Genomic DNA, 12,910 nt, shown 5'->3' with positions numbered 1-12,910 from the left:
AGATGTTGCGTGGTCGATGACGCGCCGCCACCCGGTATCGACGCCCGCGTCCCCAATCCCGCGCGCATGTACAACTACTTTCTGGGCGGAAAGGACAATTTCGCAGCCGACCGGGAGGCCGCGGAGCGGGTTCTGAAGGTCGCGCCCGAGGCCCCCATGCTGGCCCGCCGCAACCGCGCCTTCCTGCGCCGGGCCGTACGCCATCTGGTGGCCGAGGCCGGGATCCGGCAGTTCGTGGACATCGGCACCGGACTGCCGACCGAGGGCAGCGTCCACGAGGTGGCGCACGAGATGGAGCCCGGCGTCCGGGTGGCCTACGTGGACAACGACCCGGTCGTGCTCGCGCACTCCCGGGCCCTGCTGTCGGGCACCTCCGCCACCACCGTCACCGTGCAGGGGGACCTGCGGCGCCCCGAGGAGATCCTGGCCGATCCGGAGCTGCGGTCGCTGATCGATCTCTCGGAGCCGGTCGCCATCCTGCTCGTGGCCGTGCTGCACTTCCTGTCCGACGACGACAAGCCGGCCGAGCTCGTGGCCCGCCTCAGGGAGTCCGTCGCCCCCGGAAGCCACCTCGTGCTGTCCCACGTCACCGACGAGGAACGGGCCGGCGACGCCCGCGAGGGGGCGGCCGTCTATCGGCAGGCCAGCACCGGTGTCACGCTGCGCAGCCGGGAGCAGATCCACGAGTTGTTCGACGGCTTCCGCCTCATCGAACCGGGCCTCGTCCCGCTCGACGACTGGCGGCCCGACGACGAGAACCTGCTCGCCCGGCAGGCCCGCCGGCACCTGCCCACGTGGTTCCTCTGCGGGGTCGGACACGCGCCCTGAAAAGGCCGTGAATATTGTGTTACGTCCTGCGTGTACCGGTTTCTTCCTTTAGACGCGATACGCCAGGCTATGCGGCATGCTCAAGCGCACCAGGCTGTTCGGGCAGAAGACCCGAGTCACCTTCACCCTGCCCGTTGACGAGCCCTCGGGGACGGTCAGCGTGGTGGGCGACTTCAACGACTGGCTGCCCGGCCGCCACGAACTGCTGCGGCGCAGGAACGGCACCCGCACCGTGTCGGTGATCCTCCCGCCCGGCGCGCACCGGTTCCGCTACCTCGCGACGGGCGGCGTGTGGTTCGACGACGACAGCGCCGACCACGTGGACGAGCAGGGCAGCGTGCTGCACCTCTGACAGGGAGATCACGCCCTGACGGCCGCGGCCCGCCTGACCCGGCCGCGTACGGCGGTGCCGAGGAAGACGGCCCCGAACACCAGGCCGACGAACAGGGCGATGGAGGCCCCGGTCGCGACATTCCACTGCGTGGAGACCCACACACCCGCCAGCGCGCATGCGACCCCGATCGCGGCGGCGAGCGGGAACAGCGGCGCGAGCCTGTCGGTGAGCAGGCGGGCGGTCGCGGCCGGGCCCACGATCAGCGCCACGGCGAGGATCGTCCCCAGCGCGGGCACGGTCGCGACGACGGTCACCTCGACGACCGCGAGCAGCGCGAAATCCAGCAGCACGGTGGGCAGCCCGAGCGCCGCCGCCCCCACCGGGTCGAACGCCGCGAGCAGCAGTTCCTTGCCCACCAGGGCGAGCAGGAGCAGCACGCCCGCGGCCACGGCGGCGGTCGCCACCAGGTCGCCCGTCCCGACGGCGAGGACGTCGCCCACCGTGTAGGCCGCCAGGTCCTTGGTGAAGCCGTCCTGGGCCGACACCAGCACCACGCCGAGCGCGAAACCGCCCGACAGCGCGATGCCGGTGGCCGTGGTGAAATCCTGCCCCCGGCCCCGGCCGAACACGAGGACGGCGGCGACCACCAGCAGCCCGAACAACCCGCCGCCGAGGTAGAGGTTCACCCCGAGCAGGGCGGCGACGACGATGCCGGGGAACGTCGCGTGCGTGAGGGCCATCGTGAAGAACGGCAGCCGCCGCGCGACCACGAAGACCCCGACGACTCCTCCCAGCGCGCCGACGAGGACGGCCTCGACGAGGGCCCGGTGAACGGTGGAGTCCAGCCAGCTCATGCCACCCCCTCGCCTAGCGGCTCGGGGTCGCATTCGCAAGGCGCGCTGTGTTTGTCGATTCGCTCGCTCCGCTCGCTCATGCCGCACTCTCCACAACCGCGCGGCGGGCGCGGCTCAGGCTCACCTTCCTGCGGACGAACCCGGCGGCGTGGGCCAGGCCGTACATCACGACCAGGACGAGCACCACGGTCGCGCCGGAGGCGAGCCTGACGCCGTGCCCCACCGACGCCTCGTAGCTCACGACGAGCCCCAGCCACCCGGCGACCGCGCCGACGAGGCAGGCCAGCGGCACGATGACCGCGAGCCGGTCCGACAGGTTGCGCGCCGCCGCGGCCGGCACGATGAGCAGCGCGATCACGAGGACCGTGCCGACCGCCTTCACGGCGGCCACGACGACCAGCGCGACCGCGACGTTCAGCACGAGGTCGAGCAGGCCCACGCGCACACCGGCCGCGCGGGCGCCCTCGGGGTCGAAGGCCCGCAGCAGCAGCGGCCGCCGCAGCACCGCCAGCAACGCCACGACCAGGACCGTCACGACGGCGGTCTGCGCGAGTTGCTCCTCTGTGACCGTCAGCACCCGCCCGAACAGGAACGCGGTGAGGTCGGAGGTGAAGCCCGTCTGCCGCGACACCAGCACCACCCCGACCGCGAACAGCGTGGTCAGCAGCATGGCCAGCGCGGCGTCCTCGCTCACGCGGCGCCGGTGGGTGAGCAGCGTGAGCAGGACGGCCGTGACGACTCCGGCGGCCAGCGCCCCCCAGAAGATGCCGCCGTCCCCGGCCATGAGGTGTCCGATGACCACGCCGGGGAAGACGGTGTGCGTCAGGGTGTCGCTGACGAAGGCGAGCCGGCGCAGCAGCACCAGCACGCCGACCGTGCCCGCGAGCGCGCCGAGGACGACCAGTTCGACCAGCGCCCGCGCCATGAACGGCAGATGGAACGGCTCGAAGACAATCATGTCTGGGTCACGATCACACGGTCGCCGCGCAGTTCGAGCGCGTGCCCGCCGTACGTCGCGCGCAGCCGCTCGGGCGTCAGCACGTCGCCGGTCGGGCCGAAGCCGAACTGGTGCCGGTTGAGCAGGCACACCTCGTCGCAGGCCAGATGCGCGATCGCGAGGTCGTGGGTGCTGACGACGACGGAGGCGCCCTGCGCCTTCAGCGAGCCGATCGCCTCCAGCAGCGCGTGCTGGCTGACCGCGTCCACGCCGTTGAACGGCTCGTCGAGCAGCAGCATCCGCGGCTTGGCGGCGATGGCCCTGGCCAGCAGCACCCGCTGGCGCTGCCCGCCCGACAGCGTGCCGAACCGGTCGCGCGCCCGCCCTGCCAGCCCGACCCGCTCCAGGGCCTCGGTGACCTCGGCCCGGTCGCCGGCGGAGGGACGGCGCAGCCAGCCGATCCGCCGGTAGCGGCCCATCATCACCACCTGCTCGACCGACACGGGGAAGTCGGGATCGAGCGTGTCGGCCTGCGGCACGTAGGCGACGTCGCGGCGGGCCTGCGCCGGGGGCCGGCCCAGCACCTCGATCCGGCCGCGCACGACCGGCACCAGGCCGAGCAGCGCCTTGATCAGCGTGGACTTGCCCGCGCCGTTCGGGCCGATGAGCGCCACGGCCTCGCCCTCGTGGACGACGCCGTCCAGCTCCTCCAGGACCGGGACGTCGCCGTAGGCCACGCTCGCCCGGTCGAGCACCAGGGTCGGCGCGCGCTCGCTCATCCGGCGGTCCCCCTCAACGCGTTGACGATGGTGTCCGTATTGTGCTCCTCCATCTGGAGGTACGTCGCACCGGCCGACCCCTCGGGGCCGAGCGAGTCACCGTACAGCGCGTCCTCGCCCGCCACGACCGTCACCCCGGCCTCGCGGCCGATCGCCTCGGCCGTCTTGGGCGGCAGCGACGCCTCCGAGAAGATCGCGGCCACCCCGGTGGCCTTGATCTTGGCGACGAGGTCGGACACCTGCTTGGCGGACAGCTCGGCCGAGGTGTCGAAGCTCGGGATGATCGATCCGACGAACGTCAGCTTGTAACGGTCGAGGTAGTAGCCGAAGGCGTCGTGGTTGGTGACCAGCTTGCGCCGGTCGGCGGGGATGGACTCGATCTTCTTCGCGATCTCGGCGTCGAGCGCGTCCAGCTTCGTGTCGTACGCCGCCCGGTTGGCCTGGTAGGCCGCGGCGTCGTCCGGGTCGGCGGCGGCGAACCCCTTCTCGATCGTGGCGACCATCGTCTTGACGTTCAGCGGGTTATGCCAGATGTGCGGATCACCGCCGCTCTCCTCCTCCGACCCGTCGCCCTTGCGGATCTGGATCCCCTGAGAGGCGTCGACCACGGGGCCGTCGAAGCCGGCGGCCGAGATCGTCTCGTCCAGCCACTTCTCCAGGCCCACCCCGTTCTTGACGAGCACGTCGGCCTCGGCGATGGCCTGCATGTCGGCCGGCGACGGCTCGTAGTCGTGGGGGTCGACGTTCGGCCTGAGCAACTGGTGGACGCTGACCCGGTCGCCGCCGACGTTGCGGGCGAAGTCGGCCACCTGCGTGGTGGTCGCCACCACCTTCAACGGCCGCGCCGGATCAGAGGCCGGATCAGAGGGCGAGGAAGGCTTGTCCGCGCCGCCGCACCCGGCGGCGAACAGGACGATCAGTGCGGCGGACGACAGCGTACGGGCGAGCGGCGAGAGCACGACGAATCCTCAAGGCGGCATATCAAAGTCGGTGTATCAGGGGAAACATCCCTTCCAAATGTCTCGCAAATGAAAATCATTGTCAACTTGGGACACTTCGGCCGTGCGCTCGGCCGTACCACCAGCTGAGGCCGGCCGCGGCCACGGCGAGCACCGCCGCCAGCGGCGGGAGAAGCGTGGCGCCGGCGGCGTCGAGCGCGATCCCACCCGCCGCGCCGGCCAGCGAGACCGCCAGATACAGTGCGGACTGGTTCAGCGAGGCGGCCATCGGCTGCATTCCCGCCGGGGCGTAACTCATGATCAGGTGCTGCTGCGGCGTCGTGACGGTGAAGGAGAACAGGCCGCAGGCCGCGACCGCCGCCAGCGCCGTCGCGTACGAGCCGCGCAGCACCGGCACCAGGAGGAGGACGGCGGCGAGGAGCAGCGTGCCGGCGATCACGACGCGCCGGGGCCCGCGACGGTCGGTGAAGTGCCCCGCCGCCAGGTTCCCCACGGTGCCGGCCACCCCGAACACCAGCAGCAACACGGCCAACCGGCCGCCCTGACCGCCGGTGGCCGGCTCGTACACGGCGCTGAGGTACGTGTAGGGGACGTAGATCCCGGTGAACGCCACGACCGTGGTGATGAGCACACCGAGCACCCGCCGGTCGGCGAGCGGGGCGAGTCGCCGCCGCAGGCTGCCCGCCGGGCCATGACCGACGTCGGGCAGGCGGCCGGCGATGACCGGAACCACGACCGCGGCCAACGCCGTGACCAGCCACATCGTGGCCCGCCAGCCGAGCGCCGCGCCCACCGCGGTGCCCAGCGGGGCGCCGAGCGCCAGCGACGACGTGAGCCCGAGCATGACGATCGCGATGGCCCTGCCTCGGCGCTCGTCCCCGGCGAGCGCCGCGGCGGTCGCGCTGGCGGTCGCCGCGTAGAGCGACGCGCCGCCCGCGGCGACCACCCGTGCCACCAGCACCAGGCCGTACGCGGGCGCCAGCGCGGTGATCACGTTGCCCACGGCGAACAGCGCCAGCCCGGCGGGCAGCACGACGCGCCGCGACCAGCCCGCGGTCAGCGTGGCCAGCACCGGGGCGAGCACGGCGTAGGCGACGGAGAAGACCGTGACGAGCTGGCCCGCCGCCGCCACGCCGACGTCCAGCGACCGGGCGATCTCGGGGAGGATTCCGGCGATGACGAAGGCGTCCGTGCCCACGGCGAAGGTCCCGACCGCCAGGATCGCCGCGTGCCCTCGCCATCGCCCGGTGAGCTCTCCACTCACTGCGTTGATCATGAAATCAGTCAATCGGGACCTGCGGTGAACCTGAAGGATCAATCGGATCACCATTGATACCCTGCGGATATGAATGATCTGGAGGTGCGGCAGCTTCGCTACTTCGTGGCGGTCGCGGAGGAGTTGCACTTCGGGCGGGCGGCCGAGCGGCTGGGCATGGCACAGCCCCCGCTGTCCCGGGCGATCCGGACGCTGGAGCGCCAGCTGGGCGTGCAGTTGCTGGAGCGCACCACACGTCACGTCGCACTCACCACGGCGGGAGAGGTCTTCCTGCGGGACGCGCGTACCGCCCTCGACGCGATCACCGCGGCCGGCCGGCGCGCCCGGCACGCGGGCCGGTCCGAGCCGCGGCTGCGGCTCGCGCTCAAGGCCGACCATGACGCCGGGCTACTGCCGCGGATCCTCTCCGCCTACCAGGGCGAGGAAGCGGCGCTCGCGGTGGAGCTGGTGCTCGGCGGACGGGGAGCGCAGGCGCCGGCGCTGCGCGACGGCCGGGCCGACGTCGCGCTGGTGTCCGGCCCCTTCGACGAGCGTGGCCTGGACCACCAGCCGCTGCTGACCGAGCCCCGCCTGGCCGCCCTGGCGGCGGGTGATCCGCTGGCCGCCCGATCAGAGCTGCGGCTGGCCGATTTCCTCGGCCGCAGGCTTCCCAGCGGCGCCACCGTCACTCAGGGCGACTGCGAGTGGGTGCGGACGACACGCCGCGAGCTCGTGACCGCGTCCGAGCAGAGCGTCATGGACATGACGCAGATCTTCAAGCTGGTCGAGCTGGGCAGCATCGTCTGGTTCCTCCCCGCCTCGATCGCACGACGCTACCCGCGGCCTGAGATCGCCTACCGCGCCGTCGCCGACCTCGAGCCGGTCACGCTCTCCGTCGCCTGGCCGCGGGACGCGCGTTCGGTGGCCGTCGCCGCCTTCGTCCGCGCGGTCGCGGCGGTCGCGGCGGTCGAGGCGGTCGAGGCGGTCGAGGCGGTCGAGGCCACCTGATCACGACAGCCGCGCACCCCTCAGTGCCGGGCCCGCCCGGCCAGGACGGCCCGGGCCATGCCGGGGTTGTCGGCGAAGACGCCGTCCACCCCGAGGTCGTACAGCTTCGCCAGCCAGCCCATCACGTCGCCGGTCGCCCGCGCGTACACCGGACTGGCCGGGTCGCCGAGCCGGAAGTCGGCCGGGAGCTGGGAGTTCTCGTCACGGACGGTCCACACGTGCACGTCGAGCCCGGCCCGGTGGGCGTCCCGCACCAGCGTCGTGGGGGCGAGGAGGCGGCCGTCGGGGCCCGTGGGAACGACCCGTGAGGTCGCCGCACCGATGCCGTCCGCGTACGACGCGACCTCCTTGAGCCCGGCGGGCGTGACCATCTGGTCGTAGGTGAGCGGATCTCCGGCCGCCACCCGGTCGTACGGCGCGCCGGAGCCGTTGACGAGCTGGATCAGCGGCAGCCGGGTCTTCCCGCGCAGCTCCCGCAGGTTGGCCGTCTCGAACGACTGGATGAAGACCGGATCGCGCCGGTCGCGCCAGCCGTGCCGGCCCAGCACCTCCAGCAGCGGCTCCTCCAGCGACAGCCCGATGGAGTCGAAGTAGGTGGGGTGCTTGGTCTCCGGATACACGCCCACGCCGTGCCGCCGGGCCAGCTCCACGACCTCGTCGAACGTCGGGATCTGCGCCAGGCCGTCGAAGGCGGCGTTCTGCGGGCGCAGGTCGGGGATGCGCTCGGTGGCCCGCAGCGTACGCAGCTCGGCCAGCGTGAAGTCCTCGGTGAACCAGCCGGTGACCGCCACCCCGTCGATGGTCTTGGTGGTGCGGCGGGCGGCGAACTCGGGGTGGTTCTCCACGTCGGTGGTCCCCGAGATCTCGTTCTCGTGGCGGGCCACCAGCACGTGGTCCTTGGTGGAGACCAGGTCGGGTTCGATGTAGTCGGCCCCGAGCGCGATCGCCGTCTCGTAGGACAGCAGCGTGTGCTCCGGCCGCAGGGCGCTGGCGCCCCGGTGGCCGATGACGACGGGTTCACGGTCTCGCCTGGCGGCGTCGGCGGGTTCGGGCTGGTACGACACAGCGGTCACCGTACCCGCAAGGAGGACGGACAGGACGACGGCGGCGGATTTGCGGATCTTGGTCATGCCACGGACGGTAGGCGTGTCAGGCGTACCCGACGTGACCGCCGCGTGCCGTCCAGGCGACGCTTGCCCCAGAAAATGCGTACGGCCCCCGCGTGGTGCGGGAGCCGTACGAGGACGGGGGAACCGTCTCAGCGCCTCGTGGGGCTGATCAGACCTGACCGGCCTTCTCCAGGGCCGTGCAGCAGGTGTCGACCATCAGGCGGGTGACGACGTAGGGGTCGACGTTGGCGTTGGGGCGCCGGTCCTCGATGTAGCCCTTCTTGTCCACCTCGACCTGCCACGGGATGCGGACCGAGGCGCCGCGGTCGGAGACGCCGTAGCTGAACTTGTCCCACGGAGCGGTCTCGTGGTGGCCGGTGAGGCGGTCCTCGATGCCGTGGCCGTAGTTCTTGACGTGCTCCATGGCGTTGTCGGCCAGGGCCTCGCACGCGGTGATGATCGCGTCGTAGCCCTCACGCATGGCCTTGGTGGAGAAGTTGGTGTGCGCGCCAGCGCCGTTCCAGTCGCCCTTCACCGGCTTGGGGTCGAGCGTGGCGGCGACGTCGAACTCCTCGGCCGTGCGGTAGAGCAGCCAGCGGGCGACCCACATGTGGTCGCCGACCTCCAGCGGACCCCCCGGACCCACCTGGAACTCCCACTGGCCGGGCATGACCTCGGCGTTGATGCCGGAGATCTTGAGACCGGCGGCCAGGCAGCGGTCGAGGTGCAGCTCGACGATGTCACGGCCGAACACCTCGTCGGCGCCGACACCGCAGTAGTAGCCGCCCTGCGGGGCGGGGAAGCCGCCCAGCGGGAAGCCGAGCGGGCGGCCCTCCTTGAAGAAGGTGTACTCCTGCTCGATGCCGAACCACGAGTCCTGGTCGGCGAACCGCTCGGCCACCTCCGCGAGCGGGGCGCGGGTGTTGGTGGCGTGCGGGGTCATGTCGGTGTGCAGGACCTCGCACAGGACCAGCACGTTGTCGCCGCCCCGGATCGGGTCGGGGCAGGTGAACACCGGCTTGAGCACCAGGTCGGAGGAGTGACCGGTGGCCTGGTTGGTGCTGGACCCGTCGAAGCCCCACAGCGGCGGCTCGGCGCCGTCGGCAAGGACCTTGGTCTTGGACCGGAGCTTCGCGGTCGGCTCCGTGCCGTCGATCCAGATGTACTCGGCCTTGTAGGTCACGTCGATCCCTTTCGAACGAGGCGGCCTGGCGTTCGTCCGCCACGCTCGAGATTGCCCTTTTGGCATTTCGTAGCTTTTGCCCGTTTGTGAACACGGTGTTAACGCGGATTCTTTGCCTTGCCCTCCCTGTGACCTCGTGTGACCTGACGCACATGATCCGCGCCCGTACGGGCAGTCGGAGAACGTCCACGAATCGCAACCGCACCTTGGGAGTGAGAGCAGATGGTCTTACTGGGCCTGCTTCTGGTCCTGATCGCGGCGGCGGCCGTGATCGAGGTGTCGGTCAACGACACCGCGAACACCATGCCGATCACGGTCCTGGACCGCACGTTCAACCTCAGCCCGTTCGAGCTGTTCATCGCCGGCGTCGTGACCGCCGCCGTGTTCGTCGCCGGTCTGCTGCTCATCACCGGCGGCATGCGCCGTGCCGCGGTGAAGCGCCGCCGGCTGCGTGAGGCGCGCCTGGCGGAGCGGGACCGCGTGTCCCGCCTGGAGGCCGAGAAGCGCGACCTGGAGCGCCGTCTGGAGACGAGCACCACGACCTCGACGACCTCGACGACCTCGACGACCGCTCCGGCCGCCCCGGCCGTCCCGGCCGTCCCGGCCGCCGAGCCCGTCACCAAGCAGTATCCGAAGGTCGACCGGGACCGCGACGGCGTCGACGACCGGGCCGAGCGCGCGGAGCGTCCCACCGCGCCGCACAACCGCCTCTCCGTGCCCGCCCAGCAGTCGTCCCCCGACCAGTTGGTGGCGGGCGGGCGTCACGCGGCCGACGAGCGCCGCGTCTGATCCGTCATGTCGGGGGTGGCACTCGCCCGTCCGGTCACGACCGGACGGGCTGCGGCTCGGGGGGCCGGACCCTGCCGACGTCCCGTCCCTGCGCGCACGCCAGCTCCGCGAAGGTGATCGCGTTGCGTACGGCGGCGCCGCCGGGGTCGTTGTTGAAGTAGACGTAGGCGTCCGGCACGTCCCCCAGGCGGTCCACCCAGCTGTGCAGCGCGCGCCGGCCGTAGCTGGGCCAGGGTTCGGCTCCTCCCTCGTGGAAGCGGAGGTAGACCCAGTCGGCCGTACGCCACAGGGGTCCGGCCGGCCGGCCGAGACGGTCCGCCCAGCACAACGCGGCCCCGCACTCGGTCAGCAGGGCGCGGATCTCGTCGGTCCACCACGAGGCGTGCCGCGGCTCGACGGCGACCCGTACGGCACGCGGGAACCGGGCCAGGCAGGCCCGCAGCCGTCCGGCGTCCACCTGCAGGGTCGGCGGCAGTTGCAGCAGGATGGGGCCCAGCTTCGGGCCGAGGCCCTCCGCCACGCCCATCAGCCGCTCGACCGGCTCCTCGGGGTCCTTCAACCGCTTGATGTGCGTCAGGAAGCGGCTGGCCTTGACCGCCATGACGAAGTCGGCCGGCGTACGCTCCCGCCACGACTCGAACGTCTCTCGCTTCGGCAGCCGGTAGAAGGCGTTGTTGTTCTCGACCGTGGCGAAGGTCTCGCCGTAGCTCTCCAGCCACAGCCTCTGGGGCACGCCGCCGTAGAGGAGGTCGCGCCAGTCGTCGTACTGCCACCCAGAGGTCCCCACCAGCACGGGCATGTCCCTCCCCTACCCAGCGAACGGCATAGATCGCGGCCAGCGGGGCACGCGACGTCAAGACCGAGCAAAAACACACCGAAAGGGGAGCACGATGATCCAGGGCAGGACGATCGCATTCCTCGTCGCCCCTGAAGGAGTCGAGCAGGTCGAGCTCACCGAACCGTGGAAGGCCGTCGAGCAGGCGGGCGGCACGCCGAGGCTGGTCTCGGTGAAGCCCGGGGAGATCCAGGCGTTCAACCACCTCGACAAGGCCGGCACCTTCCCCGTGGACGCCGTGGCAGGAGAGGTCTCCGCCGCCGACTTCGACGGGCTGGTCCTCCCCGGCGGGGTCGCCAACCCCGATTTCCTGCGGATGCGGCCGGAGGCCGTACGGTTCGTCAAGGAGTTCTTCGACGCGGGCAAGCCGGTCGCGGCGATCTGCCACGCGCCGTGGACCCTCGTGGAGGCCGACGTGGTGCGCGGGCGCACGCTCACCTCGTGGCCCAGCCTCCAGACCGACCTGCGCAACGCGGGGGCGACCTGGGTGGACCAGGAGGTCGTGGTCTGCACGGATGGCCCGAACACGCTGGTGACCAGCCGGAAGCCGGACGACCTCAAGGCATTCTGCCAGGCCGCCGTGGACGCGTTCGGCGGCTGAGCCAGGGCTTTCCCGGGCGGTTCAGGCTCTGTCATGCTTTCCGGGTGCGATCCCGCGGACTTACGGCATGACCGAGGTTTTCACACTCGGAGAGGCATTGGGCGTCGTCTCCGGCGACCGGCTCCGGCATGACATCACCATCCGTCTCGATGTGGAGGGGCCCGAGCTGACGACGGCGGTCGGCCTGGCCCGGCTCGGCCACACGGTGAGCTGGCTGGGCCGGGTCAGCGCCGACGAACTGGGCACCCGCACGCTGACCGTCCTGCGCGGCGAGGGAGTGGACGTCTCCCACGTACGGGTGGACGAGACGACGGCGACCGGGCTGATCCTCCGCCAGCGACGCATCGGCCGTTCGTCGCACGCCGTCCACTACCGCGAGGGCTCGGCCGGGTCGCACCTGTCGACCGGCGACGTGCCCGGTGAGGCGGTCCAGTCGGCGCGGATCCTGCACGTCACCGGCGTCACCCTCGGACTGAGCGGCCTCGCGTGGAGCGCCGTCCACCACGCCGTCAAGCTCGCCAGGGACGCCGGGGTGCTCGTCTCCGTGGACGTCAACCACCGCGCGAACCTGTGGGAGAGCGCGGAGGAGGCCCGGCAGGGGCTCACCGAACTCGCCGCCTCGGCCGACGTGCTCTTCGCGACCCAGGACGAACTCATGCTCGTGGAGCCCGTGCTCGCGTCCACGCCCGAACTGGTCGTGACCCGGGGCGCCAAGGGCGCCAGCGCCACCGTCGAGGGCCTGCGCTACGACACCCAGGCCGCCCCCGTGACCGCGGTCGATCCCTCCGAGGTCGGCGGAGCGTTCGTCGCGGGCTACCTCAGCGCGATCCTGGACGGGCTGCATCCGGCGGACCGCCTCAAGCGCGGCATCTCGGTGGCCGCCTTCGCGGTTGCCAGCCACAGCTCCTGGCAGGGCCTGCCCACCCGCGGCGAACTGCCCCCGTGAACCTCGTCGTACGCCTCAATCCGAAAGCCTGTAGCTCCAACAAATCGCGCCGCGCGGTTGCTCATCGTGAGGTTGGCGGGAGAAAATTAAAACAGACTTTCGAATCCGGCGAGGAGGTGCCATGGATCTGTTCGGCTCCGATCCTGGGCACCCTCGTGATTCGAACAACGCCAACAACGCCAACAACGGCGATCAGGCCAACAGCGGCAACAGGGGCAACGGCGGCAACAGCGCCAACGGGGGCACCGGCCGCGACGGCGACTGGTGGGACCGGCTGACCGCCGGTTCGCCGTTGTGGTCGTCCGAGGGCTCGCTCGCCTGCGAGTACTTTCCGATCATCGACCCCGAGCCGGGGCAGCACGCAAGTCACACCGGCAGCCCGGCCCCCGACAGTGAGGCCCCAGACGGTGGGGTCACAGACGGTGGGGTCACAGACGGTGGGGTCACAGACGGTGAGGCCACCAGCGACGGCGCAACCGGTGCCGGTCGGGCT

At 71.4% G+C, this 12,910-nt stretch carries 15 protein-coding genes; 7 read left to right on the top strand and 8 right to left on the bottom strand.

All coding sequences use genetic code 11. The features are described 5' to 3' along the window. The first annotated feature begins 9 nt into the window (after window positions 1-9). Entirely contained in the window at window positions 10-828 is an 819-nt protein-coding gene (locus tag ABZ857_RS38905) for an SAM-dependent methyltransferase (RefSeq protein ID WP_357054134.1), read from the top strand. Window positions 829-904: 76 nt separating this feature from the next. After that, a complete protein-coding gene (locus ABZ857_RS38900) occupies window positions 905-1,180 on the top strand; it encodes an isoamylase early set domain-containing protein (RefSeq protein WP_357054131.1) in 276 nt (91 codons plus the stop codon). Between the two features lie 8 nt (window positions 1,181-1,188). On the opposite strand, the gene ABZ857_RS38895 is transcribed toward ABZ857_RS38900, so the two are convergent. The 5 genes from ABZ857_RS38895 to ABZ857_RS38875 form a co-directional block, all read right to left on the bottom strand. After that, window positions 1,189-2,016 carry a metal ABC transporter permease gene (locus ABZ857_RS38895; RefSeq protein WP_357054128.1) on the bottom strand — a complete coding sequence of 276 codons (828 nt, stop codon included), beginning with the start codon at window positions 2,014-2,016 and terminating at the stop codon, window positions 1,189-1,191. Window positions 2,017-2,092: 76 nt separating this feature from the next. Beyond that, window positions 2,093-2,974, bottom strand: a complete 882-nt coding sequence (locus ABZ857_RS38890) for a metal ABC transporter permease (RefSeq protein WP_357054125.1) — start codon at window positions 2,972-2,974, stop codon at window positions 2,093-2,095. After that, window positions 2,971-3,732, bottom strand: a complete 762-nt coding sequence (locus ABZ857_RS38885; RefSeq protein ID WP_357054122.1) for a metal ABC transporter ATP-binding protein — start codon at window positions 3,730-3,732, stop codon at window positions 2,971-2,973. Before ABZ857_RS38885 ends, ABZ857_RS38890 begins: the two co-directional genes overlap by 4 nt. After that, window positions 3,729-4,691, bottom strand: coding sequence for a metal ABC transporter substrate-binding protein (locus ABZ857_RS38880; RefSeq protein ID WP_357054119.1), 963 nt, complete (start codon window positions 4,689-4,691; stop codon window positions 3,729-3,731). Before ABZ857_RS38880 ends, ABZ857_RS38885 begins: the two co-directional genes overlap by 4 nt. Window positions 4,692-4,773: 82 nt before the next feature. Then, on the bottom strand, window positions 4,774-5,967 hold the full coding sequence (locus ABZ857_RS38875; RefSeq protein WP_357054116.1) for an MFS transporter: 1,194 nt from the start codon (window positions 5,965-5,967) through the stop codon (window positions 4,774-4,776). Between the two features lie 69 nt (window positions 5,968-6,036). Between ABZ857_RS38875 and ABZ857_RS38870 the strand changes: the two genes are divergently transcribed. Beyond that, on the top strand, window positions 6,037-6,954 hold the full coding sequence (locus ABZ857_RS38870) for a LysR family transcriptional regulator (RefSeq protein WP_357054113.1): 918 nt from the start codon (window positions 6,037-6,039) through the stop codon (window positions 6,952-6,954). A 20-nt stretch (window positions 6,955-6,974) separates the two neighbouring features. Here ABZ857_RS38870 and ABZ857_RS38865 read toward each other — a convergent pair whose 3' ends face one another. Next, window positions 6,975-8,084 carry a glycerophosphodiester phosphodiesterase gene (locus ABZ857_RS38865; protein WP_357054110.1) on the bottom strand — a complete coding sequence of 370 codons (1,110 nt, stop codon included), beginning with the start codon at window positions 8,082-8,084 and terminating at the stop codon, window positions 6,975-6,977. A gap of 148 nt (window positions 8,085-8,232) precedes the next feature. Then, window positions 8,233-9,246: a glutamine synthetase gene (gene glnII, locus ABZ857_RS38860; RefSeq protein ID WP_357054107.1), complete on the bottom strand. Its 1,014-nt coding sequence runs from the start codon at window positions 9,244-9,246 to the stop codon at window positions 8,233-8,235. 222 nt (window positions 9,247-9,468) lie between these two features. On the opposite strand from glnII, the gene ABZ857_RS38855 reads away from it, so the two are divergent. Further along, entirely contained in the window at window positions 9,469-10,035 is a 567-nt protein-coding gene (locus ABZ857_RS38855; RefSeq protein ID WP_357054105.1) for a hypothetical protein, read from the top strand. Between the two features lie 34 nt (window positions 10,036-10,069). Here the strand turns inward: ABZ857_RS38855 and ABZ857_RS38850 are convergent, their stop codons facing one another. Further along, window positions 10,070-10,834 carry a DUF72 domain-containing protein gene (locus ABZ857_RS38850; protein ID WP_357054102.1) on the bottom strand — a complete coding sequence of 255 codons (765 nt, stop codon included), beginning with the start codon at window positions 10,832-10,834 and terminating at the stop codon, window positions 10,070-10,072. A gap of 91 nt (window positions 10,835-10,925) precedes the next feature. Here ABZ857_RS38850 and ABZ857_RS38845 point away from each other — a divergent pair, with 91 nt between their 5' ends. The 3 genes from ABZ857_RS38845 to ABZ857_RS38835 form a co-directional block, all read left to right on the top strand. Next, window positions 10,926-11,471 (top strand): type 1 glutamine amidotransferase domain-containing protein, encoded by a 546-nt coding sequence (locus ABZ857_RS38845; RefSeq protein WP_357054099.1) that lies wholly within the window; start codon window positions 10,926-10,928, stop codon window positions 11,469-11,471. A 67-nt stretch (window positions 11,472-11,538) separates the two neighbouring features. Further along, complete coding sequence (locus ABZ857_RS38840) at window positions 11,539-12,417, top strand: sugar kinase (RefSeq protein WP_357054096.1); 879 nt, start codon at window positions 11,539-11,541, stop codon at window positions 12,415-12,417. A gap of 121 nt (window positions 12,418-12,538) precedes the next feature. Next, on the top strand, window positions 12,539-12,910 hold a 372-nt coding region (locus tag ABZ857_RS38835), incomplete at its 3' end, for a hypothetical protein (RefSeq protein ID WP_357054093.1).

The organism is Microbispora sp. NPDC046933, assembly GCF_040644635.1.
Taxonomy (GTDB): Bacteria; Actinomycetota; Actinomycetes; order Streptosporangiales; family Streptosporangiaceae; genus Microbispora.
Note: the sequence above shows the minus strand (reverse complement) of the source record. Positions and strands in the feature narration are given on the sequence as shown.